Source organism: Staphylococcus sp. SB1-57 (assembly GCF_017086425.1).
Classification (GTDB): domain Bacteria; phylum Bacillota; class Bacilli; order Staphylococcales; family Staphylococcaceae; genus Staphylococcus; species Staphylococcus warneri_A.
Genome location: NZ_CP070964.1, coordinates 737323 through 759745 on the forward strand (window position 1 = coordinate 737323; position 22423 = coordinate 759745).

23 protein-coding genes are annotated in these 22423 nt (G+C 33.0%); 20 read left to right on the forward strand and 3 right to left on the reverse strand.

Going from position 1 to position 22423, the window contains the following annotated elements:
* The first annotated feature begins 2 nt into the window (after positions 1-2).
* Both deoB and JX000_RS03585 read left to right on the forward strand, forming a co-directional pair.
* Positions 3-1193, forward strand: a complete 1191-nt coding sequence (gene deoB / locus JX000_RS03580; RefSeq protein WP_206140894.1) for a phosphopentomutase — start codon at positions 3-5, stop codon at positions 1191-1193.
* Positions 1190-1540, forward strand: a complete 351-nt coding sequence (locus JX000_RS03585) for a DoxX family protein (protein ID WP_023373368.1) — start codon at positions 1190-1192, stop codon at positions 1538-1540. Before deoB ends, JX000_RS03585 begins: the two co-directional genes overlap by 4 nt.
* Positions 1541-1605: 65 nt before the next feature.
* On the opposite strand, the gene JX000_RS03590 is transcribed toward JX000_RS03585, so the two are convergent.
* Positions 1606-2076 (reverse strand): S-ribosylhomocysteine lyase, encoded by a 471-nt coding sequence (locus tag JX000_RS03590; protein WP_124227729.1) that lies wholly within the window; start codon positions 2074-2076, stop codon positions 1606-1608.
* A 244-nt stretch (positions 2077-2320) separates the two neighbouring features.
* Between JX000_RS03590 and JX000_RS03595 the strand changes: the two genes are divergently transcribed.
* The 3 genes from JX000_RS03595 (at position 2321) to JX000_RS03605 (ending at position 5540) form a co-directional block, all read left to right on the forward strand.
* A complete protein-coding gene (locus JX000_RS03595) occupies positions 2321-3508 on the forward strand; it encodes a M20 family metallopeptidase (RefSeq protein WP_002451682.1) in 1188 nt (395 codons plus the stop codon).
* On the forward strand, positions 3505-4695 hold the full coding sequence (gene ldmS, locus JX000_RS03600) for an L-aspartate--L-methionine ligase LdmS (RefSeq protein ID WP_124227727.1): 1191 nt from the start codon (positions 3505-3507) through the stop codon (positions 4693-4695). The genes JX000_RS03595 and ldmS overlap by 4 nt, the downstream gene beginning before the upstream one ends.
* 179 nt (positions 4696-4874) lie before the next feature.
* Positions 4875-5540: a DUF2750 domain-containing protein gene (locus tag JX000_RS03605; protein ID WP_107532703.1), complete on the forward strand. Its 666-nt coding sequence runs from the start codon at positions 4875-4877 to the stop codon at positions 5538-5540.
* Positions 5541-5593: 53 nt separating this feature from the next.
* Here JX000_RS03605 and coaW read toward each other — a convergent pair whose 3' ends face one another.
* Positions 5594-6403, reverse strand: coding sequence for a type II pantothenate kinase (gene coaW, locus JX000_RS03610; RefSeq protein WP_002451679.1), 810 nt, complete (start codon positions 6401-6403; stop codon positions 5594-5596).
* Between the two features lie 242 nt (positions 6404-6645).
* On the opposite strand from coaW, the gene JX000_RS03615 reads away from it, so the two are divergent.
* From JX000_RS03615 to JX000_RS03625, 3 genes are all read left to right on the forward strand, one after another.
* Entirely contained in the window at positions 6646-7506 is an 861-nt protein-coding gene (locus tag JX000_RS03615) for a GNAT family N-acetyltransferase (RefSeq protein ID WP_002451678.1), read from the forward strand.
* A 113-nt stretch (positions 7507-7619) separates the two neighbouring features.
* Positions 7620-8150, forward strand: a complete 531-nt coding sequence (gene rpoE, locus JX000_RS03620; protein ID WP_002451677.1) for a DNA-directed RNA polymerase subunit delta — start codon at positions 7620-7622, stop codon at positions 8148-8150.
* A 339-nt stretch (positions 8151-8489) separates the two neighbouring features.
* Positions 8490-10097, forward strand: coding sequence for a CTP synthase (locus JX000_RS03625; protein WP_002451676.1), 1608 nt, complete (start codon positions 8490-8492; stop codon positions 10095-10097).
* Positions 10098-10150: 53 nt separating this feature from the next.
* Here the strand turns inward: JX000_RS03625 and JX000_RS03630 are convergent, their stop codons facing one another.
* Entirely contained in the window at positions 10151-10672 is a 522-nt protein-coding gene (locus tag JX000_RS03630; RefSeq protein ID WP_206140895.1) for a DUF2529 domain-containing protein, read from the reverse strand.
* Between the two features lie 218 nt (positions 10673-10890).
* Here JX000_RS03630 and fdaB point away from each other — a divergent pair, with 218 nt between their 5' ends.
* The 12 genes from fdaB to JX000_RS03690 all read left to right on the forward strand — a co-directional run bounded on the left by fdaB (position 10891) and on the right by JX000_RS03690 (position 22416).
* On the forward strand, positions 10891-11751 hold the full coding sequence (gene fdaB, locus JX000_RS03635; protein WP_002451674.1) for a class IIb fructose-bisphosphate aldolase FdaB: 861 nt from the start codon (positions 10891-10893) through the stop codon (positions 11749-11751).
* 313 nt (positions 11752-12064) lie between these two features.
* Positions 12065-13324, forward strand: coding sequence for a UDP-N-acetylglucosamine 1-carboxyvinyltransferase (locus JX000_RS03640; RefSeq protein WP_124227726.1), 1260 nt, complete (start codon positions 12065-12067; stop codon positions 13322-13324).
* 87 nt (positions 13325-13411) lie between these two features.
* Complete coding sequence (locus tag JX000_RS03645) at positions 13412-13750, forward strand: winged helix-turn-helix transcriptional regulator (RefSeq protein WP_002451672.1); 339 nt, start codon at positions 13412-13414, stop codon at positions 13748-13750.
* Positions 13751-14024: 274 nt separating this feature from the next.
* A complete protein-coding gene (locus JX000_RS03650) occupies positions 14025-15452 on the forward strand; it encodes an aldehyde dehydrogenase family protein (RefSeq protein WP_002451671.1) in 1428 nt (475 codons plus the stop codon).
* Positions 15453-15716: 264 nt separating this feature from the next.
* Positions 15717-17033: a transcription termination factor Rho gene (gene rho / locus JX000_RS03655; RefSeq protein ID WP_124227724.1), complete on the forward strand. Its 1317-nt coding sequence runs from the start codon at positions 15717-15719 to the stop codon at positions 17031-17033.
* A 111-nt stretch (positions 17034-17144) separates the two neighbouring features.
* Positions 17145-17402, forward strand: coding sequence for a type B 50S ribosomal protein L31 (locus JX000_RS03660; RefSeq protein ID WP_002451669.1), 258 nt, complete (start codon positions 17145-17147; stop codon positions 17400-17402).
* Between the two features lie 249 nt (positions 17403-17651).
* Complete coding sequence (locus JX000_RS03665) at positions 17652-18251, forward strand: thymidine kinase (RefSeq protein ID WP_002451668.1); 600 nt, start codon at positions 17652-17654, stop codon at positions 18249-18251.
* Positions 18251-19327 carry a peptide chain release factor 1 gene (gene prfA / locus JX000_RS03670; RefSeq protein ID WP_049423703.1) on the forward strand — a complete coding sequence of 359 codons (1077 nt, stop codon included), beginning with the start codon at positions 18251-18253 and terminating at the stop codon, positions 19325-19327. The genes JX000_RS03665 and prfA overlap by 1 nt, the downstream gene beginning before the upstream one ends.
* The gene (prmC, locus tag JX000_RS03675) at positions 19314-20150 is read left to right on the forward strand and encodes a peptide chain release factor N(5)-glutamine methyltransferase (RefSeq protein WP_206140896.1); all 837 of its coding nucleotides are present in this window, start codon (positions 19314-19316) and stop codon (positions 20148-20150) included. Before prfA ends, prmC begins: the two co-directional genes overlap by 14 nt.
* 168 nt (positions 20151-20318) lie before the next feature.
* Entirely contained in the window at positions 20319-21362 is a 1044-nt protein-coding gene (locus JX000_RS03680) for an L-threonylcarbamoyladenylate synthase (protein WP_002451665.1), read from the forward strand.
* Complete coding sequence (locus JX000_RS03685; protein ID WP_002451664.1) at positions 21359-21799, forward strand: low molecular weight protein arginine phosphatase; 441 nt, start codon at positions 21359-21361, stop codon at positions 21797-21799. The genes JX000_RS03680 and JX000_RS03685 overlap by 4 nt, the downstream gene beginning before the upstream one ends.
* 92 nt (positions 21800-21891) lie before the next feature.
* Complete coding sequence (locus JX000_RS03690) at positions 21892-22416, forward strand: TIGR01440 family protein (protein ID WP_002451663.1); 525 nt, start codon at positions 21892-21894, stop codon at positions 22414-22416.
* The last annotated feature ends 7 nt before the right edge of the window (positions 22417-22423 follow it).

Genomic DNA, 22423 nt, shown 5'->3' on the forward strand with positions numbered 1-22423 from the left:
ATATGACTACACCATTTAAACGTGTGCATCTAATTGTGATGGACTCAGTTGGTATTGGCGAAGGCCCTGATGCCGCAGCATTTAATGACGAAGGGTCACATACTTTAAAGCATACACTTGAAGGTTTTGATCAGTCGTTACCTCATTTAGAAAGATTAGGATTAGGTAATATCGACCAATTACCAGTTATCTCAAGTGTCGAGGAACCTCAAGCTTTTTATACAAAATTAAGTGAGGCTTCTGTAGGTAAAGACACAATGACAGGTCACTGGGAAATAATGGGATTAAATATTATGCAACCATTTAAAGTATACCCAGATGGTTTTCCTGATGAATTAGTCCAAGAAATTGAAAATATGACAGGTAGAAAGGTTGTTGCTAACCGTCCTGCATCTGGTACTCAAATTATTGATGAGTGGGGCGAACATCAAATGAAAACCGGTGATTTGATTGTATACACAAGTGCTGACCCGGTACTTCAAATTGCTGCTCATGAAGATGTGATACCTTTAGAAGAACTATATGATATATGTGAGAAAGTCAGAGAACTAACCAAAGATCCTAAGTATTTAATTGGTAGAATTATTGCTCGACCATATGTTGGTGAACCTGGTAACTTCACACGTACATCTAATCGTCATGACTATGCATTAAAGCCGTTTGGTAAAACAGTTATGAATGAATTGAAAGATAATAACTATGATGTTATTGCAATCGGAAAGATTAATGATATCTATGATGGTGAAGGTGTAACTGAAGCTATTCGAACTAAAAGCAATATGGATGGCATGGATCAATTAATTAATGTTGTAAAAAAAGATTTCAATGGATTAAGTTTTCTCAATTTAGTTGATTTTGATGCTCTTTATGGTCATCGTCGTGATAAACCAGGATATGCACAAGCAATCAAAGACTTTGATAATCGAATACCAGAGCTGATCGACAATTTAAATGAAGATGATTTAGTCATTATTACAGCAGATCATGGTAATGACCCAACAGCTGAAGGTACCGACCATACTAGAGAGTATATACCTGTACTAATGTTTAGTCCTAAAATCAAGCAGTATCATGAATTGCCTGGAGATACAACATTTAGTTCAATAGGTGCAACAATTGCAGATAATTTCAACGTAGAAATGCCCGAATTTGGAAAAAGTTATTTAAAAGAAATGGGAGTGGAACACGAATGAAATTTCTAAGATGGCTATTAGGTATTAGTTTTGGAACAGCAGGTGTATTACATTTTACGAGAGAAAGACAGTTTAGAAACATTGTGCCTGACTATTTACCATTACAAAAAACAGCAGTACTTGTAACTGGCGTATTTGAAATATTCTTTGGTATTGCTTTACTTATTAAACGCCCAGCAAGTTGGTTGAAAAAAGGAATAAATTTATTCTTATTAGCAGTTTTACCTGCAAATGTTTATATGGCGAGAAAAAAATTACCACTTGGTGATAAAGAAGTGCCGGCATGGGCATTATGGTTACGTTTACCATTACAATTTGTACTGATTGGTTTAGTTAAAAAATTATAAGATTAAATAAGCCAGGATGTTAGCAATGAAGCTAACATCCTGGCTTATTTTATACATATATATTGCTATTTAGCATTGCCATAAATGTCGTGCCATTGATTACGTTTATCTAAGAACGCTTGTGCGATTTCTTTGGCACCTTCTAATGAATGACTAGCAGCCCAACCACATTGTACTTCATTACATGCAGGGACTTCTGTTGTGTTTAACACATCATGGAGAGTTTTTTCAACAATATCTAATACATCTTCATAATCATCATGGTTGATAAATGAAACATAAAATCCTGTTTGACATCCCATTGGGCTTAAATCTACTACTTTATCTGTATGATTTCTGATGTTTTCCGCCATTAAATGCTCTAGTGAATGTAAACCAGGCATTTCCATATGTTCTTTGTTAGGTTGTTTAAAACGAATATCATATTTGTGAATTTTGTCGCCATTTAGTCCTTCCATTGTGCCTGCTAATCGAATAAATGGTGCAACCACTTTTGTATGATCTAAATTAAAACTTTCTACGTTCATTTTGGGCATTATATTTTCCTCCTCAAATATACGAAACAACAATTTATTAATAACTAAATTGTAACAATACTGTTTTGTTTTTACAATTTCGAGGTAACAGTATCTTATACTAAAATACAAGTTTGAATAGTGAGAAAATTGTGTAAATATAAATAAATGTAATGACATTTAAATCTAAATCCGATAGAATAAGTAATAATTAAATGATAGATGTGGTCATTATAGTGCGTTTGTAGAATGGGAGCTAGGTAATATGAGTGAGAAACAAGATATTTTAGATTATATTGAAAATAATAAATATGATTATGTAGAGATGAGTCACCGAATACACGAAAGACCAGAGCTTGGTAATGAAGAAATCTTCGCTTCAAGAACATTGATCGATAGTTTGAAAGCGAATGGATTTGAAATCGAAACAGATATTGTTGGACATGCTACAGGATTTATAGCTAGATATGAATCGAATAAAGAAGGTCCAGCTATTGGCTTTTTAGCAGAATATGATTCCTTACCGGGACTAGGTCATGCATGTGGACATAATATTATCGGTACGGCAAGCACGTTAGGTGGCATTGCTTTAAAACAAGTCATTGACGATATCGGCGGTTCAGTTGTGGTACTCGGATGTCCTGCAGAAGAAGGCGGAGAAAATGGAAGTGCTAAAGCATCTTATGTAAAAGCAGGTATTATTGATGAAATAGATATTGCATTAATGGTACATCCAGGCAATGAAACATACAAAACGATAAATACATTAGCGGTTGATGTATTAGATGTTAAATTTTATGGGAAAAGTGCACATGCTTCTGAGAATGCGGATGAAGCTAGAAACGCATTAGATGCTATGATTTCATATTTTAATGGTGTAGCGCAACTAAGACAACACATTAAAAAGAGTCAACGTGTCCATGGTGTCATATTAGATGGTGGTAAAGCAGCCAATATTATACCTGATTTTACACATGCTCGGTTTTACACAAGAGCCACGTCAAGAAAAGAATTAGATGTTTTAACAGAAAAAGTAAAACAAATTGCAAGGGGTGCCGCAATTCAAACAGGTTGTGATTATGAATTTGGTCCAATTCAAAATGGTGTCAATGAGTTAATCAAATCACCAAAATTGGACGATTTATTCGAAAAATATGCCATTGAAATGGGTGAAGCAGTCATTGATGATGACTTCGGTTATGGTTCAACTGATACAGGTAATGTTAGTCATGTTGTACCTACAATTCATCCGCACATTAAAATTGGATCAAGAAATTTAGTAGGGCACACACACCGGTTTAGAGAAGCAGCAGCTAGTTTACAAGGTGATCAAGCACTCATCAAAGGCGCAAAAATTATGGCCTTAATGGGATTAGAAATAATTAAAAATCAAACATTATTCGATGAAATAGTTGAAGAACATCATCATATGAAAGGACATGTGAAATCATGAGTGAAAACGTATATAGTCCCAAATTAACATTAAGCGATTTATATAATGATGATGTTGTTTATACATCTAGGCCTTCATATATATCTAATCCATGGTTAAAGCCTGATGAACATCAATCTAATTTTTTAACTGGCCGAGAGTTATTAATTGCCAATCAGTTTCCAGTTATTGTACATGAAGCGAGTGTAACTTCTAAATTAGAGACCCTATTTAAAGAGGTGGGTAAACAAATCCCGCCTCATATTTATCAGTTTAGAGATCAACAAACTTATGAATCTTTAATAAAAAAATTGGCATATGAAAATAATAAAAAATTATACTTCCAATATATTCATGACGACGATGTATTAGAGAAGTCATACTATGCATTAAATAAAGATGTGTTTGTTGCGCTTAACAATAAAGCAAGAATCCCAGAATGGACGAATGGTAAATATCTTCCAAAGAGAGAGATTGTACCTATTGAGTCTTTCAAAGATGCGATACAGAATTGGCAATATCCTTTTGTCATTAAGCCGGGGGATGATTTACCAACTGCTGGAGGATATGGTGTGATGATTTGTTACAATGATCATGATCTAGCCGAAGCTCAAAAACGTATTGAAGAAGCAACAGAAGCAACTGATCAATTAATTATTGAACAAAAAATTGAAGCCGTACAAAACTATTGCGTTCAATTTGCTTATTCCGAAGACATTGGTATTCAATACTTAGGTACCGCGCGACAATTAACAAATGATTATGGTTTCTATAACGGTAATGAAAATGTAGAAGATGTGCCACAACATGTCATAGACGCAGGTCGTGAAATTATGTCAATTGGTGTAGGGTTAGGTTTCTTTGGTGTTGCTGGATTTGATTTATTGTTAGATGAACATCATGACGTATACGCCATTGATTTAAACTTTAGACAAAATGGTTCAACGAGTATGCTACTATTATCTGATGAATTAACAAACGGATATCATAAATTCTACAGTTATTTCTCAGATGGAGATAATGACCATTTCTTCAATGCCATCTTAAAATATGTGAAAAAAGGTGTTCTATATCCTTTATCATATTATGATGGTGATTGGTATGGTAAGAATAAAGTAGGTTCTAGATTTGGATGTATATGGCATGGCAAAGACAAAGCATCGATTCAACAATTGGAGAAAGCATTTTTAGAAGAATTAAAAAATTAAATGATATTGTAATAACTCTTAAAATTTAAGTGATAAGCTTAATTTTTAAGAGTTTTTTTAAGGAATAATGAAAAAAGTGAGTGTTAGGTATACGATTCTTATCGTATTGACTAACATTAATGAGTATTTTAATATTTTAAGTAAGGAATAAAAGAATATCTATGAATCGAGGGTGTAAAATGTCTTACAAAGAGGAATCGTTTTTCAAAGAAATGTTAATAAATGAATATATTTATTTTGCTTCAAAAAATAAAAAAATAGTACGTTTAATGAAAAATGAACAGTCCTATGTAGCTGTATGGACAGATGCAGACACTGCGAAGCAATATTTAAATGATAACGAAATCAATTATGATAAATTAATACAATTAGATTTAGATCGCTTTGTCGCATATGACTTAGATGAATTATTTGATGAAACGGATAAAGTAATGATTGATACGACAAACGATAATACAGGTAAACTTGTCAATATATATGATGTCACTCGAGAATTGATGTCAGAATTAGATAAAATTAGAGTGAAAGAATTTGTTAGAGATGTAGCGAAATATGATCATGTGTATGGACTAACTAATAAGAACGAAAAAAACTTTATTTTAATAGATGATGGAAGAGAAGATAAACCACAAATTATGCCAGTTTGGAGCTTAAAGAAAAGAGCTCAAAAAGTTCAAGAGGAAGACTTTGAAGAATGTGATTTAATTGAAATTGAGACCAGTGTGTTTGGTGAGTGGTTAGATAAATTACGTGATGACGATAAAGGTGTTGGAATAGATTTAAAACCAGGTGTCATCGGAACAATAGTATCAGCACAAAAATTATCTAACGAAACAACATTTTAATATTTAAAAGGGAGGTTGAGACATACAGTTTTTGTCTCGACCTCCCTTTTAGTTTAATGATTGTCATTCAGATGTATCGCACCTATTGCACCAGAAAAGGCGCCATGTTCAATGTAAAATGGATTGAATCCTCTTAATACAGTATAATCTTCGATTACTTTACGTAATAACGGATTATTGTTAAATGATGAACCGATGTAAACAACATTATCAGTTTGATGCTCATGAGCAACTGTAATAGACATCGTTGTAATAACTTCTCCCACAACACCCACAACAGAGGCTAATTTATTCTCTAATGAAAAGTCTTCATTCATATGATGTAAAACATTACCAAAGTTTGCGGCTGTTAAATCACCAGGAATAGGGGGTTCACAATCTTTATAAATATGTTTGACTTTTAAATCAATCGTATCTCTATCACCTTTTTGGGCCAAATCTGTTAATTGTTTATAATCTGAAATTTGGCTTAATAAATAACCAAGACCTTGAATCATACCGCCACCAGTACCTATACCTCCAACACGTTGTTGTTGTTGACCATCAAAATAATGAAGTGAAGTACCTGTACCTACATTGGCAAAAATATATTGATTAATATCATGACCTTGTTCTTTAAGTAAAATACCTAGTCCTTTTGAAGCAGCATCAAATTCAACAAAATTTTGAGTTGGTTTTGATAGTTGCTCAGCTATAATACTTGCTTGACCACCAGTCAAACTTAAACTCTCGAATTCAATTTGGTTTAACCACTGAATCACTTTATCAATATTAATGGTTAGTTCGGTGTGATATTTACGTTTATTTTCGAATTCTTGAACGATTTTAATTAAAGTTCCACCAGCATCGATTCCTATTTTCATTTCCACATTCACCTCAAATCAAAAATCCATCACCCATAATAGTATAATAAATTAAGCGAAATACAAGAGTTTATTTTATTTAAAAAATGAACTCATAAAACAATGCAATTAAATTACAATTCTAAAATAGGACTTTGTATACATTTTATTTGGTAGATATTTTAAATTATATGAGAATTCGTATTACAATAGGGTAAAGTAATATATAATAAGTGAGTAATTAAAGATAAGGGGATTAACTTATGAATATAAAAAAGCAATTTGAAGATATAACGATTCAAGTCTTTGAAGAAAAATATCGTACGGATATATTAAATTTTGAACTAAGTGAGAGACAGCAAATCTATTCTTCATTACCTAAAACAGTTTTAGAAGAAGCACTTAATGATGACAATCGTGTTGCTAATATTGCGAAGAATAAAGATGGAGAAGTTGTGGGGTTCTTTGTATTACATCAATATTATCAACATGAAGGGTATGATACGCCTGAAAATGTCGTTTATGTACGATCATTGTCAGTTAATGAACGATACCAAGGACATGGTTATGGTACTAAAATGATGATGTATTTACCTCAATATGTACAAGCATTGTTCCCGGACTTTAATCATCTATTTTTAGTTGTTGATGCTGAGAATCAAGCAGCTTGGAACGTGTATGAACGTGCAGGTTTTATGCATACAGCTACTAAAGAAGAAGGACCAATTGGTAAAGAAAGATTGTATTATTTAGATTTAGATTCTAAACATGTGTCTTCCTTGAAACTCGTTGAGAACGAATCTTCAGAAGAAGCTAATATTCATTTAATTAACTTACTCAAGGATGGAGAAAAAGTAGGTTTTATTGGTATTGAACAGATTGATGATAGAATGCGTATTTCTGGAATTGAAGTTAATAAAACGCATCGAAATGAAGGTATAGCTGAAAGTGCATTAAGACAATTACCAACTTATATACGTAAGAACTTTGATAATATTAAGGTGTTATCTATTACTTTGTATGGAGAAAATAACGAATTAAGTCCACTGTGTATTAATAGTAACTTTGTTGAAGTAGAACAAGCAGAGGATTACATTCTATTTGAAAAATATATAAATTATTAACAGAGATTGCGTAAACGCCCATTGTCATTTATAATTTATTTTTGTTACTATTAATTAACGAAATTTGACCTACTAGTTTAAGATAAAAATCCTTTGAAAGGAAGTATTTTATAATGAAAATTAAAGATTACACTAAAGAAATGGTAGATGAAAAATCATTTATCGATATGGCTTACACACTTCTAAATGAAAAAGGCGAAACAATGAATTTATACGATATTATTGATGAATTCAAAGCCTTAGGTAATTATGAATACGATGAAATTGAAAATCGTGTTGTTCAATTCTATACAGATTTAAATACTGATGGTCGCTTTTTAAATATCGGTGAAAACCAATGGGGAATTCGCGATTGGTATTCTGTAGATGATATTGAAGAAAAAATTGCACCAACTATTCAAAAATTTGATATTCTTGATGACGATGACGAAGAGGATAAAAACCTTAAATTATTAGGTGAAGATGAAGCGGATGACGATGATGATATTCCAGCAGTTACCGATGATCAAGAAACATTAAATGATCCTGAAGATGAACAAGTCGAAGATGAAATTAATGAAACTGATATCGTTATCGACGAAGAAGATGAAGATGAAGATGATGACTTTGATGATGAAGAAGAGGAAGAAGAATATCAAAGCTAAATTTCTAATTGACTTTTAGTTTAAAAATGATAGAATTTTATTTGGGCTCCTTTAAATAGGACACGTGTATAAATGTTATACGCTCCCCTTACAAATATGTGAGAGGGAGCGTTTTTTTATTTTAATAAAATAAGATTCCAATGTAATGTTTAATGTTGTAGAATGAATATTATTTCAAAGTAACTATCAAATACACTGTGACATGTAAATAGAAAAGTATATGTGAATGTATTAAACACATTGTTCCTTTCAAATTAAATACATACTTAATTTATAGTAAATGCTTTTGATTTTAAGCAAATAATATGCAAACTCTAATAAAATTCAGGAGGTCAAATCATGACAAAGTTTATATTTGTAACAGGTGGCGTAGTTTCATCATTAGGTAAAGGGATTACTGCTGCTTCTTTAGGAAGATTATTAAAAGATAGAGGTCTTGAAGTTACGATTCAAAAATTTGATCCGTATTTAAATGTCGATCCAGGAACAATGAGTCCTTATCAACATGGTGAAGTTTTTGTAACTGATGATGGGGCTGAAACGGATTTAGATTTAGGACACTATGAACGTTTTATCGATATCAATTTAAATAAGTATTCAAACGTAACTGCAGGTAAAGTATACTCACACGTCTTGAAAAAAGAGCGTCGTGGTGATTATTTAGGTGGAACAGTACAAGTTATTCCACACATCACTAATGAAATTAAAGAGCGCTTGTTATTAGCTGGTGAAAGTACTAATGCTGATGTTGTTATTACTGAAATTGGTGGTACAACAGGGGATATTGAGTCTTTACCATTCTTAGAAGCAATTCGACAAATTAGAAGTGACTTAGGTAGAGAAAATGTAATGTATGTTCACTGTACACTATTACCATATATCAAAGCAGCAGGCGAAATGAAAACTAAACCAACACAACATAGCGTTAAAGAATTACGTGGATTAGGTATCCAACCAGACCTAATTGTTGTTCGTACTGAATATGAAATGACACAAGATTTAAAAGATAAAATCGCATTATTCTGTGATATTAATAAAGAAAGTGTTATCGAATGTCGCGATGCTGACTCATTATATGAAATCCCACTACAATTAAGTAAACAAGAAATGGACGACATAGTAATCAAACGACTACAATTAAACGCTAAATATGAAACACAATTAGATGAATGGCAACATTTACTAGACACTGTCAATAGTTTAGATGGCAAAATTACAATTGGTTTAGTTGGTAAATATGTAAGCCTACAAGATGCATATTTATCTGTGGTAGAATCACTTAAACATGCAGGTTATCCATTCAAAAAAGATGTTGTAGTTAAATGGATAGATTCAAGTTTAGTAACGGATGAAAATGTTGCAAGTTACCTTTCTGATGTAGATGGTATTCTAGTGCCGGGTGGATTTGGTTTCCGTGCCAGCGAAGGTAAAATTTCAGCCATTAAATATGCGCGCGAAAATAATGTGCCATACTTTGGTATTTGTTTAGGCATGCAACTCGCTACAGTAGAATTTGCACGTAATGTCTTAGGATTAGAAGGTGCACATTCAGCTGAATTAGATCCTAGTACACCACATCCAATTATTGACTTATTACCTGAACAAAAAGATATTGAAGATTTAGGTGGTACTTTAAGATTAGGATTATATCCTTGTACAATTAAAGAAGGTACTTTAGCACATTCTATTTATAATGAAAATAATATTGAAGAAAGACATCGTCATAGATATGAATTCAACAATGATTATAGAGAGCAATTAGAAGCTAATGGAATGGTATTCTCTGGAACAAGTCCAGATGGAAGATTAATTGAAATGGTAGAGATTCCAGAAAAAGATTTCTTTATTGCATGTCAATTCCATCCAGAATTTTTATCTAGACCAAATAGACCACAACCCATTTTTAAAGCTTTTGTTGAAGCAGCTTTAAAACATCAACAACAATAATATTAATAAAGCCTATGGATATGAATTAGTTCATACCCATAGGCTTTGTTATTTTATAATTCTAAATCACGTGTAATTTCAACCATTTGAGTATAAATATCATAATAGATATAGTTAAAAGCAATAGGGTGAGGTTGTACAATCTTATCGTAATCTTCAGTGTATACGATAGGTCTTGGCGTTGATAGATTGATAAAATGCATTAAATGTTCAGGAAAATCATCTCGTTTAGGGTGATTACATACAAGAACAAAGTCGATATCAGTCTCTATTAGTTTATTTACGTCACGTTCGACGTCTTCATTGTATGTAGGTGAAAATAAAAATACGCGGTCTGTTGTATCTAATTCTTCAAAGCTGTTTAAATCTGTTAAAGGTAAGCTTGATTTTAACTTTTCATGACTATGTAGGATGAATTCTTCATAAAATTTCAAATCGTCATATCCTTTAATATAAACATGGCCTTCGCCACCAATGGCTTGTATTAAACATTGTGCCCCCATTTGTACATCTAAAGCTTGTTTTTCAATTCTATCGAAGATACCTATTAATTGCGTATTGAGTATTTTTGACATATTCTACCTCCATTCTATTCATTAAAATATTGTAAATAAAGCCATAATTGATTGCAATGATTATAACTAATTATAATTGGATACGTTTTCAAATCGAGTAGTGGTAAGGATTGTGAAAATTGTAAATTTTAAATCATCTATTCGAATGCATTTAAGTTGTAATTTTGTTATAATGAGTTTGAAAAAATACGTGCTCAAGCACTCAAGGAGGAACTATAATGCCTTTAGTTTCAATGAAAGAAATGTTAATCGATGCAAAAGAAAATGGTTATGCGGTTGGTCAATACAACTTAAATAACTTAGAATTTACACAAGCTATTTTAGAAGCTTCACAAGAAGAGAATGCACCAGTTATTTTAGGTGTTTCTGAAGGAGCTGCTCGTTACATGAGCGGATTCTATACAGTAGTTAAAATGGTTGAAGGTTTAATGCATGACTTAAACATTACAATACCAGTAGCTATCCACTTAGACCATGGTTCAAGCTTTGAAAAATGTAAAGAAGCAATTGATGCTGGATTCACTTCAGTAATGATTGACGCTTCTCACAGTCCTTTTGAAGAAAATGTTGAAATCACTTCTAAAGTGGTTGAATATGCTCACGAAAGAGGCGTTTCAGTAGAAGCTGAGTTAGGTACAGTTGGTGGTCAAGAAGACGATGTAGTAGCTGACGGTGTCATCTATGCAGATCCTAAGGAATGTCAAGAACTAGTTGAAAAAACTGGTATCGATACATTAGCACCTGCATTAGGTTCAGTACATGGTCCTTACAAAGGTGAACCAAAATTAGGTTTCAAAGAAATGGAAGAAATTGGTGCTTCAACTGGTTTACCATTAGTATTACATGGTGGTACTGGTATCCCAACTAAAGACATCCAAAAAGCAATTCCTTATGGTACTGCTAAAATTAATGTTAACACTGAAAACCAAATTGCTTCAGCTAAAGCTGTTCGCGATGTATTAAACAAAGATTCTGAAGTTTACGATCCACGTAAATATTTAGGACCTGCTCGTGAAGCAATTAAAGCAACAGTTAAAGGTAAAATTAAAGAATTCGGTACTTCTAACCGTGCTAAATAATTAAATATCTTTTAATAAGCCATTAAACCTAGGTTTAATGGCTTATTTTTATGCTATAATGATTACGAAATTTATAAAATTGCATAAGTTTTAAGCATACTAAATAAAAATATAGTATTGTTGGCATATGAAAATCAGAACAATTTAATGCGGAGGAAACAAACTTTAAATTCGTAACTTTTGATGAACATGATATAACATAATGTTGAACCAACTATGTATTCATGAACTATTTTACAAACAAAGTAAAATTATTTTATAATGCTAATAATGTAAATTTTTAACAAATGAAGGAAACAAAGGAGAAAAAGATATGGCTCAAGAGGTAATCAAAATTAGAGGTGGAAAGACACTTAAAGGAGAAGTGAATATTAGTGGTGCTAAAAATAGTGCTGTAGCAATCATTCCTGCTACTTTATTAGCCCATGGACAAGTGAATTTAGATGGGTTACCACAAATCTCTGATGTAGAAACACTTGTTAGCTTATTAGAAGATTTAAATATTAAAACAAAATTAGACGGTACTAAATTAGATGTTTATACAACTGAAATTGAAAATGCACCATTACCCAATAATAAAGTTGAATCTTTAAGAGCCTCATATTATATGATGGGAGCAATGCTAGGAAGATTTAAAAAGTGTGTCATTGGGCTTCCAGGTGGTTGCCCATTAGGGCCACGTCCAATCGATCAACATATTAAAGGTTTTAAGGCATTAGGTGCAGAAATCGATGAATCTAGTGACACGTCAATGAAAATTGAAGCTAAACAATTAAAAGGAGCTAATATCTTTTTAGATATGGTGAGTGTTGGTGCTACAATTAATATTATGTTAGCTGCGGTACATGCAGAAGGACAAACTGTTATTGAAAATGCAGCAAAAGAACCTGAAGTTGTAGATGTGGCTAATTTTTTAATTAGTATGGGAGCACAAATTAAAGGTGCCGGTACAACGACAATTAAAATTAATGGCGTAGATACATTACACGGTACAGAGTATCAAGTTATACCTGACCGTATTGAAGCAGGCTCATACATGTGTATGGCGGCAGCTGCGGGAGAAGAAGTTGTCATTAATAATATAGTGCCAAGACATGTTGAAGCATTGACAGCTAAATTAAAAGAATTAGGTGTCGATATCGAATTAAACGATGAAAAAGCTATTATTAGAAAGAGCGAACCGTATCATAGTGTTGATATTAAAACACTGGTATATCCAGGATTTGCAACAGACCTACAACAACCGATTACACCATTATTATTTATGGCAAATGGTCCATCATTTGTTACAGATACAATTTATCCTGAAAGATTCAAGCATGTTGAAGAACTACAACAAATGGGTGCTAACATTAATAAAGATAATGGCACAGCAACGATTAAACCATCCACTCTTAATGGGGCTGAAGTTTATGCGAGTGATTTAAGAGCAGGTGCATGCTTGATAGTAGCTGGTTTAATCGCGGAAGGCGTTACAACTATATACAACGTTAAACACATTTATCGTGGGTATACTCAAATTGTTGAACATTTAAAAGCGCTCGGTGCAGAAATTTGGACTGAAACAGTTTAAAAAATGTGGTATAATAAATATACTTAAAATTATAAGCACAGATTTTAGTGCATTAGTATTAAGATATATGAGTGAGAGGTGAGATTTATGGAAGTATGTCCTTATTTAGAAGAAACTTTTAAAATATTAGGACGCAGTTGGAACGGTTTAATCATCAACTATTTATCTAGATGCGAAGACCAATCTGCACATTTTTCCGATTTGAAAAGAGACTTGAAAACAATCACGCCTCGTGCACTAAGTATTAAACTGACTGAATTAGGAGACTGGGGATTAGTTGAAAAAAGAATCGTTTCCACTAGTCCAGTAACCATTATTTATGAATTGACAGAAAAAGGTAGTTCATTAGCTGACGCTTTAAAACCAATTGAAGAATGGGCACAAAATAATATTAATCTAGAATCAGAAGCAGAACCTGTAAAATAATTCAGACAGTTGTACTTAGAATTGTTTAATTTCTAGATTACGACAACATCCTTATGATTAATTTTAATAAGAAGATGTATTGTAAGAGTGAGGCAATCATGTATTGCTTCGCTCTTTTTCTATGCCATTTTACAGATTGAGTGAATTCGATTGTTATTTCATAAATTTTAAATTTTAAAATGATTAAGTGCAATTGAATCAATGAGCAGGTATGTTTAACTTTGTAACAAAATGGTTAGAATAGTTGTATAACAAATCTAAGGAGTGAAGTTTGATGAGACATTTCACTAAACAATATATTAATGGTGAATGGGTTGATAGTGCTAGTGGAGAAACAATAGAAGTAATTAACCCTGCAACTGAAGAGGTCATTGGTTCAGTGGCTAAAGGTAATGAAGAAGATGTTAATAAAGCAGTTGAAGCTGCAGATAATGTATATTTAGATTTCCGTCATAGTACGGTTGAATATAGAAGAGATTTACTAGATAAAATCGTTAAAGAATATGAAAATAGAAAAGAAGATATTGTACAAGCGATTACTGATGAACTTGGTGCGCCGTTATCAGTTTCTGAAAAAGTACATTATCAAATGGGACTTAATCATTTTACTGCAGCGAGAGATGCATTAGACAGTTTTGAATTTGAAGAACAACGTGGTGATGATTTAGTTGTGAAAGAAGCTATCGGCGTAGCAGGTTTAGTTACACCTTGGAATTTCCCAACTAATCAAACATCACTTAAATTAGCTGCAGCATTTGCAGCAGGAAGCGCTGTTGTCTTAAAACCATCAGAAGAAACACCGTTCGCTGCTGTTATCTTAGCTGAAATTTTTGATAAAGTAGGCGTGCCTAAAGGCGTATTTAACCTTGTTAATGGTGACGGTGAAGGTGTAGGTAATCCGTTAAGTGAACATCCTAAAGTTAGAATGATGTCATTTACAGGCTCAGGTCCTACTGGTTCAAAAATTATGGAAAAAGCAGCTAAAGACTTCAAAAAAGTATCATTAGAACTTGGTGGTAAGTCACCTTATATCGTTTTAGATGATGTTGATATTGAAGAAGCGGCTAAAGCGACAACAGGTAAAGTTGTTAATAATACAGGACAAGTATGTACTGCAGGTACACGTGTATTAGTACCAAATAGTATTAAAGAAGACTTCTTAAAAGCTGTGAAAGCACAATTTAGTTCAGTCAAAGTCGGTGATCCTAGAGAAGAAGGTACACAAGTTGGACCGATTATTAGTAAAAAACAATTTGACCAAGTTCAATCATATATTGATAAAGGTATTGAAGAAGGTGCAGAATTATTTTACGGAGGTCCTGGTAAACCTGAAGGTTTAGAAAAAGGATATTTTGCTCGTCCTACTATTTTCATTAACGTTGATAATCATATGACTATTGCTCAAGAAGAAATTTTTGGTCCTGTTATGTCAGTGATCACTTATAATGATGTAGACGAAGCAATTAAAATAGCGAATGATACGAAATATGGTCTAGCTGGTTATGTTATTGGTAATGATAAAGACACATTACACAAAGTGGCACGTTCTATTGAAGCAGGAACAGTTGAAATTAATGAAGCTGGACGTAAACCAGATTTACCATTTGGTGGATATAAACAATCTGGATTAGGTCGTGAATGGGGCGACTACGGAATTGAAGAATTCTTAGAAGTAAAATCAATTGCAGGTTATTTCAAATAATTAAAAAATATTATGAATCAAATTTTTGTGAATGCACGTTACGTTATGACGTAACGTGCATTGTTTTAAATATGTTAAATACAAAATTCGTTTTGTATTTAAATTAAAAGTTTGCTATAGTTATTCTAGTATTTAGAAGGTTATGATGAACAAAGTCGTGATAAGCACTTCAAAAGGCTTTTTTTTAGTAAATGCTAATTAAAAGCCATCTATGTTCCATCACAATCTTTTTAACATAAAAAATAAGGAAATGGGTGCAAGTCTATGCCTGAACGAGAACGAACTTCTCCTCAATATGAATCTTTCCACGAACTATACAAAAACAACACTACTAAAGAACTCACTCAGAAAGCTAAATCTTTAAAATTAACTAATTATAGTAAATTGAATAAGAAAGAACTTGTATTAGCTATCATGGAAGCTCAAATGGAGAAAGATGGCAATTATTATATGGAGGGTATTTTAGATGATATCCAACCCGATGGTTATGGTTTCTTAAGAACTGTTAATTATTCTAAGGGTGAAAAAGACATCTATATTTCAGCAAGTCAAATTCGTCGATTTGAAATTAAAAGAGGCGATAAAGTAACAGGTAAAGTTCGTAAACCTAAAGATAATGAGAAATACTATGGATTACTACAAGTGGACTTTGTTAACGATCAAAATGCTGAAGAAGTAAAAAAACGTCCTCACTTCCAAGCGTTGACGCCTTTGTATCCAGAAGAACGAATTTTACTTGAAACTGAACCAAAAAATTATTCAACACGAATCATGGATTTAGTAACTCCTATTGGTTTAGGACAACGTGGGCTCATTGTTGCGCCACCTAAAGCGGGTAAAACATCATTACTTAAAGAAATTGCTAATGCAATTATTACCAATAAACCAGAAGCCAAATTATTTGTCTTGTTAGTTGGTGAGAGACCTGAAGAAGTAACTGATATAGAACGTTCAGTTGAATCAGCTGAAGTTGTACATTCAACGTTTGATGAACCACCACAACATCACGTGAAAGTTGCAGAATTATTATTAGAGAGAGCTAAACGCCTTGTAGAAATAGGGGAAGATGTCATTATATTAATGGACTCAATTACTCGATTAGCTCGAGCTTATAACTTAGTCATTCCACCAAGTGGCCGTACGCTTTCTGGTGGTCTTGATCCAGCATCTCTGCATAAACCAAAAGCCTTTTTCGGTGCAGCCCGAAATATAGAAGCGGGTGGTAGTTTAACTATCTTAGCTACAGCTTTAGTAGATACAGGCTCAAGAATGGACGATATGATTTATGAAGAATTCAAAGGTACAGGTAATATGGAGCTTCACTTAGATCGTAAACTATCTGAACGACGTATCTTCCCAGCTATAGACATTGGTCGAAGTTCTACACGTAAAGAAGAACTGTTAATTAGCAAGGCAGAGTTAGATACATTATGGCAACTTCGTAATCTATTCACGGATTCTATGGATTTTACAGAGAGATTTATTCGTAAGTTAAAACGTTCAAAAAATAATAAAGATTTCTTTGAACAACTACAAAAATCAGCAGAAGAAAGCACAAAAACAGGTAAACCTATTATTTAATTTTACAAAGGGTTGCGTTTTACATTAATTACTATTATAATTACCAAGTATTGGGTAAAAACTCACAAATAACTCTGTTCCAGATGGTTCAGGGCAAAGGAGCTGAAAACAATGAAACAAGGAATTCATCCTGAGTATCATAAAGTTATCTTTTTAGATACTACTACAAACTTTAAATTCTTAAGTGGTTCTACTAAAACATCATCAGAAACTATGGAGTGGGAAGATGGAAATGAATACCCAGTTATTCGTTTAGACATTTCTTCTGATTCACATCCTTTCTATACAGGACGTCAAAAATTCGCTGCTGCGGATGGTCGTGTGGAACGCTTCAACAAAAAGTTTGGTCTCAAATCAAACAACAACTAATTTTAAGTTTAGACTGTCTACACCATATCAATGGTTATGTAGGCAGTTTTTTTATTATAGTTATATTTAGAGATGACTTGCTATTCAACATAAGAGTAATAAAGAAATGAGTAAGTTATAGAATATTACTGTAGCTAACTTTTTCGAGTTATTATTGTATAATAGAATAGATTGCAAAAATAGCATTTATGATATTTTAAAATATGATATAATTAAGCGATTATGTTTTGAAAAAGGGTGGAACGCTTAATGTATGAAACTTATCATTCCGGATGGATTGAATGTATTACCGGAAGTATGTTTAGTGGTAAATCAGAAGAACTTATACGTCGACTTAGACGGGGAATTTACGCTAAACAGAAAGTTATTGTTTTTAAACCAGCAATTGATGATCGCTATCATAAAGAAAAGGTAGTTTCACATAATGGCAATGCAATTGAAGCTATAAATATTTCAACAGCTAGAGAAATTTTAAATCATGACATATCTCATGCAGATGTTATCGGTATAGATGAAGTTCAATTTTTTGATGAAAATATTGTAAGTATCATACAACAACTTGCTGATCAAGGTCATCGAGTCATTGTGGCTGGATTAGATATGGACTTTAAAGGCGAACCGTTCGAGCCAATGCCTGAATTATTGGCATTAAGTGAGCATGTTACAAAATTGCAAGCTGTATGTGCGGTATGTGGAGGGCCTTCAAGTCGAACTCAAAGACTTATAGATGGTCAACCCGCTAAAGCAGATGATCCAATTATTTTAGTAGGTGCTAATGAAAGTTATGAACCAAGATGTAGAGCGCATCATATTGTAGCGCCAAGTGAAAATGAGAAGGAGGAAATGTAGTGTTTGATCAATTAGAAATTGTAGAGGAAAGATATGAACAATTAAATGAAATGTTAAGCGACCCAGATGTCGTGAACGATTCAGATAAATTACGTAAATATTCAAAAGAACAGGCAGAATTGCAAAAAACTGTAGATGTCTATAGAAGTTATAAAAGTAAAAAAGAAGAGTTAGCAGATATCGAAGAAATGCTAAATGAGACTTCTGATAAAGAAGAAATTGAAATGTTAAAAGAAGAAAGCTCAAGTTTAAAAAATGAACTTCCTGAAATGGAAGAACAATTAAAATTATTACTTATTCCTAAAGATCCAAATGATGAAAAAGATGTTATCGTTGAGATTCGTGCTGCAGCTGGTGGTGATGAAGCAGCAATTTTTGCTGGAGATTTAATGAGAATGTACTCTAAGTATGCTGAAGCGCACAACTTTAAAACAGAAATTGTTGAAGCATCAGAAAGTGACCATGGTGGCTATAAAGAGATCAGTTTCTCAGTATCCGGTAACGGTGCATACAGCAAACTTAAATTTGAAAATGGTGCGCATCGTGTTCAACGTGTTCCTGAAACAGAGTCAGGTGGTCGTATTCACACGTCAACAGCTACAGTCGCAGTATTACCAGAAGTAGAAGATGTAGAAATCGAAATTAGAAATGAAGACTTAAAAATTGATACGTATCGTTCTAGTGGTGCAGGTGGTCAGCACGTCAATACAACAGATTCAGCTGTTCGTATCACTCACTTACCAACAGGTGTCATTGCTACTTCATCAGAAAAATCACAAATACAAAACCGTGAAAAAGCGATGAAAGTATTAAAAGCAAGATTGTATGATATGAAATTGCAAGAAGAACAACAAAAATATGCATCACAACGTAAATCAGCAGTAGGAACAGGTGACCGTTCAGAAAGAATTAGAACGTATAACTATCCTCAAAGTCGTGTAACTGATCATAGAATTGGCTTAACATTGCAGAAACTGAGTCAGATTATGGAAGGTAATTTAGATGAGATTATCGATGCCCTAACATTATCTGAACAAACAGATAAATTGAAAGAATTAAACAATGGTGAGTTATAAAGATTACTTAGCAAATGCTATTTCATTACCAAAAGAGAAAGGCTATGAACAAACACGAGCTGAGTGGTTATTACTTGATACATTTAATTGGTCACGTACAGACTATCTTATTCATATGAATGATGAAATGTCGGTTGCTGATAAAGCTAAACTTGGTTTAAATTTACAAAGAATGCTATCTGGAGAACCTATTCAATATATTGTAGGGTTTCAATCTTTTTATGGATACCGATTTACAGTATCTGATCGTTGTCTCATTCCTAGACCTGAAACTGAAGAAGTAATGTTACATTTTTTAAACCTTTGTAACGAAGGCGATGCAATAGCAGATATAGGGACAGGCAGCGGTGTATTAGGCATCACATTAAAAAAGTTAAAGCCTACTTTAAGCGTAATAGCTACCGATTTATATGAAGATGCATTAGAAGTGGCACGATTAAACGCAGAACAACACGGAGAGAACATTGATTTCATTCAAGGTAATGCGTTAAAGCCATTGATAGAACGAAATATTAAAGTAAATGGTCTGATATCAAATCCGCCATACATTGATGTCAAAGAAGTCAAAGATATGGCTAAAACAGTCGTAGACTATGAACCACATCAAGCATTATTTGCAAAGAGTCAAGGTTATGCTATTTATCAATCGATTCTAAATGATTTACCTAAGGTGTTATTACCAGGCGCACATGTAGTGTTTGAAATTGGTTATAACCAAGGTCAGACTTTAAAAGAGATAGTGAATGATATGTACCCAGATAAGGCAGTCGCAATTTATAAAGATATTAATCAACTAGATAGAATTTTAGAAATTAAATGGTAAAGTCACGCTCATTTAAATAAATGGATTACTTTTAATTATTAAATTCTTAAATGTATTTAACATAGCTATCGGGTGGGAATGGGCTTTCTTTCAATTGAATATTGAAAGATGATAAGCTATCCCACCTTTATGTTTTGTTAATCAAAGAAAGAGAGGTGTAAAAGAAAAGTGGAAACCAAAATTTGGGATTTAAGAACATACAGAAATGATATTCTACAAAGTACAGACGTATTGGAAATTAAAGACACAGTATTAAACGGTGGTTTAGTTGCATTACCAACCGAAACAGTATACGGGTTAGGTGCAGACGCTACTAATCAAGAAGCTGTTAGTCACATTTACGAAGCAAAAGGCAGACCGTCTGATAATCCATTAATTGTACATATCCATGATATGTCGCAGATGAATGATTTTGTCGATACATTAGAGCCTAAGGTTCAGAGTTTAATGGAAGCATTTTGGCCGGGACCTATTTCATTTATATTACCTCTCAAGTCAGGTTATCTGTGCCCAAAAGTAACTGGTGGTTTGAATTCAATTGCAGTGAGAATGCCAAGCCACCCCATTGGCAGAAGTGTATTACAACATATTGATAAACCAATTGCAGCGCCAAGTGCTAATATTAGTGGTAGACCTTCCCCAACAACGTTTGAACATGTATTCCAAGATTTGAATGGTAGAATTGATGGGATTATTAATGGTGATCAAAGTGAAGAAGGTTTGGAAAGTACAGTGTTGGATTGTACACAATACCCGTTTAGAATTGCACGTCCAGGTTCAATAACTAAGAAAATGATTGAAAACGTACTTCCCAATTGCATAGAGGCATCAAATTATAATGAAGCTTCTCAACCCATTGCACCAGGAATGAAATACAAGCATTATTCACCAGATACCCCAGTAACCATTTTAAAAGAATTAAACAAAAAAATTCTAGACCATAATAAATGGAAACAGGTGGCGTTTGTAGTGCCTGATAGTTTGTCACATTTTCTACCTAAAGAAGCGATATATATAAAATTATGTGACAATGTAACAGATATTAAACAAGCCAATCATTTACTTTATAGTATTTTGCATGAAATTGATCAACGTGCAGATATCACTCACGCATATATTTACGGATTTGATGAAAGTGATCAATCTGAAGCGATTATGAATCGCATGTTGAAAGCTGCTGGAAATAATATTGTGAAAGAGGCGTCATTATGAAAGTGATTTTTGTTTGTACAGGCAATACCTGCCGAAGTCCAATGGCTGAAAGTATAGCAAAATCTTTATTTAAAAATGAAAATATTACAGTAGAATCAAGAGGTATATTTGCTTTAGATCATCAACCGATTTCAAAACTGTCAGAAGAAATCATACATGAACAAGAATTACCACAGCCATCATTAACACAATCTTTTTCTGAAAAAGATATTGAAGCAAATCTTATTTTAACCATGTCACAATCACATAAAGCAATTTTGAAATCGCAATATGGTTCAGTTACAAATATATTTACTTTAATCGAATTTGTAGGTGACGAATCTGAAGTTAATGATCCATATGGTGGGGATAAAAAGATTTATTTGAATACTTATAAACAAATTTATGACTTAATTAGTAAAATTAATCCAAAAGATCTGCAAGAGAATTATATATAATTAGTATATGTTACGCTTTAAATACGTTATAATAAGGGAGTATAGCAAGTTTGCTATGTTCCTTTTTTTTATTTTAAGGGGGTGGGTTTTAAATGCAAGATTTTTCAATGTTGTTAGAAGAATTAAAAGCGATGTCATTTTTTAATGAAGGTGAAATATGTTTGATTGGTTGTTCAACTTCTGAAGTGTTAGGTGAATGCATTGGTTCAGTAGGGTCAATGGAGGTAGCTGAGTCAATATTTAATGATTTAAACGAAATTAAATTACAAACAGGGGTTTCGTTTGCATTTCAAGGATGCGAACATATCAATAGAGCAATCACCATTGAAAGATCCGATTTTAATCCACTGACAATGGAAGAAGTTACTGTTGTTCCAGATGTTCATGCAGGCGGTAGTTTAGCAACTTATGCATATCAACATATGGAAGACCCAATCGTTGTTGAACATATCACCGTGCCTAAAGGTATAGATATAGGTCAAACATTAATAGGTATGCATATTCAACATGTTTGCGTACCGGTTAGAACAAGTGTAAAGCAAGTTGGGGAAGCAATCGTTACCATTGCGACATCTAGACCTAAGAAAATTGGTGGCGAACGTGCAAAGTATAATTAATTAGTTG

Excerpts from the sequence above, each read along its gene's own strand:
- deoB (WP_206140894.1), top strand. The coding sequence starts at position 3 with ATGACTACACCATTTAAACGTGTGCATCTAATTGTGATGGACTCAGTT.
- JX000_RS03585 (WP_023373368.1), top strand. The coding sequence starts at position 1,190 with ATGAAATTTCTAAGATGGCTATTAGGTATTAGTTTTGGAACAGCAGGT.
- JX000_RS03590 (WP_124227729.1), bottom strand. The coding sequence starts at position 2,076 with ATGCCCAAAATGAACGTAGAAAGTTTTAATTTAGATCATACAAAAGTG.
- JX000_RS03595 (WP_002451682.1), top strand. The coding sequence starts at position 2,321 with ATGAGTGAGAAACAAGATATTTTAGATTATATTGAAAATAATAAATAT.
- ldmS (WP_124227727.1), top strand. The coding sequence starts at position 3,505 with ATGAGTGAAAACGTATATAGTCCCAAATTAACATTAAGCGATTTATAT.
- JX000_RS03605 (WP_107532703.1), top strand. The coding sequence starts at position 4,875 with ATGTCTTACAAAGAGGAATCGTTTTTCAAAGAAATGTTAATAAATGAA.
- coaW (WP_002451679.1), bottom strand. The coding sequence starts at position 6,403 with ATGAAAATAGGAATCGATGCTGGTGGAACTTTAATTAAAATCGTTCAA.
- JX000_RS03615 (WP_002451678.1), top strand. The coding sequence starts at position 6,646 with ATGAATATAAAAAAGCAATTTGAAGATATAACGATTCAAGTCTTTGAA.
- rpoE (WP_002451677.1), top strand. The coding sequence starts at position 7,620 with ATGAAAATTAAAGATTACACTAAAGAAATGGTAGATGAAAAATCATTT.
- JX000_RS03625 (WP_002451676.1), top strand. The coding sequence starts at position 8,490 with ATGACAAAGTTTATATTTGTAACAGGTGGCGTAGTTTCATCATTAGGT.
- JX000_RS03630 (WP_206140895.1), bottom strand. The coding sequence starts at position 10,672 with ATGTCAAAAATACTCAATACGCAATTAATAGGTATCTTCGATAGAATT.
- fdaB (WP_002451674.1), top strand. The coding sequence starts at position 10,891 with ATGCCTTTAGTTTCAATGAAAGAAATGTTAATCGATGCAAAAGAAAAT.
- JX000_RS03640 (WP_124227726.1), top strand. The coding sequence starts at position 12,065 with ATGGCTCAAGAGGTAATCAAAATTAGAGGTGGAAAGACACTTAAAGGA.
- JX000_RS03645 (WP_002451672.1), top strand. The coding sequence starts at position 13,412 with ATGGAAGTATGTCCTTATTTAGAAGAAACTTTTAAAATATTAGGACGC.
- JX000_RS03650 (WP_002451671.1), top strand. The coding sequence starts at position 14,025 with ATGAGACATTTCACTAAACAATATATTAATGGTGAATGGGTTGATAGT.
- rho (WP_124227724.1), top strand. The coding sequence starts at position 15,717 with ATGCCTGAACGAGAACGAACTTCTCCTCAATATGAATCTTTCCACGAA.
- JX000_RS03660 (WP_002451669.1), top strand. The coding sequence starts at position 17,145 with ATGAAACAAGGAATTCATCCTGAGTATCATAAAGTTATCTTTTTAGAT.
- JX000_RS03665 (WP_002451668.1), top strand. The coding sequence starts at position 17,652 with ATGTATGAAACTTATCATTCCGGATGGATTGAATGTATTACCGGAAGT.
- prmC (WP_206140896.1), top strand. The coding sequence starts at position 19,314 with ATGGTGAGTTATAAAGATTACTTAGCAAATGCTATTTCATTACCAAAA.
- JX000_RS03685 (WP_002451664.1), top strand. The coding sequence starts at position 21,359 with ATGAAAGTGATTTTTGTTTGTACAGGCAATACCTGCCGAAGTCCAATG.
- JX000_RS03690 (WP_002451663.1), top strand. The coding sequence starts at position 21,892 with ATGCAAGATTTTTCAATGTTGTTAGAAGAATTAAAAGCGATGTCATTT.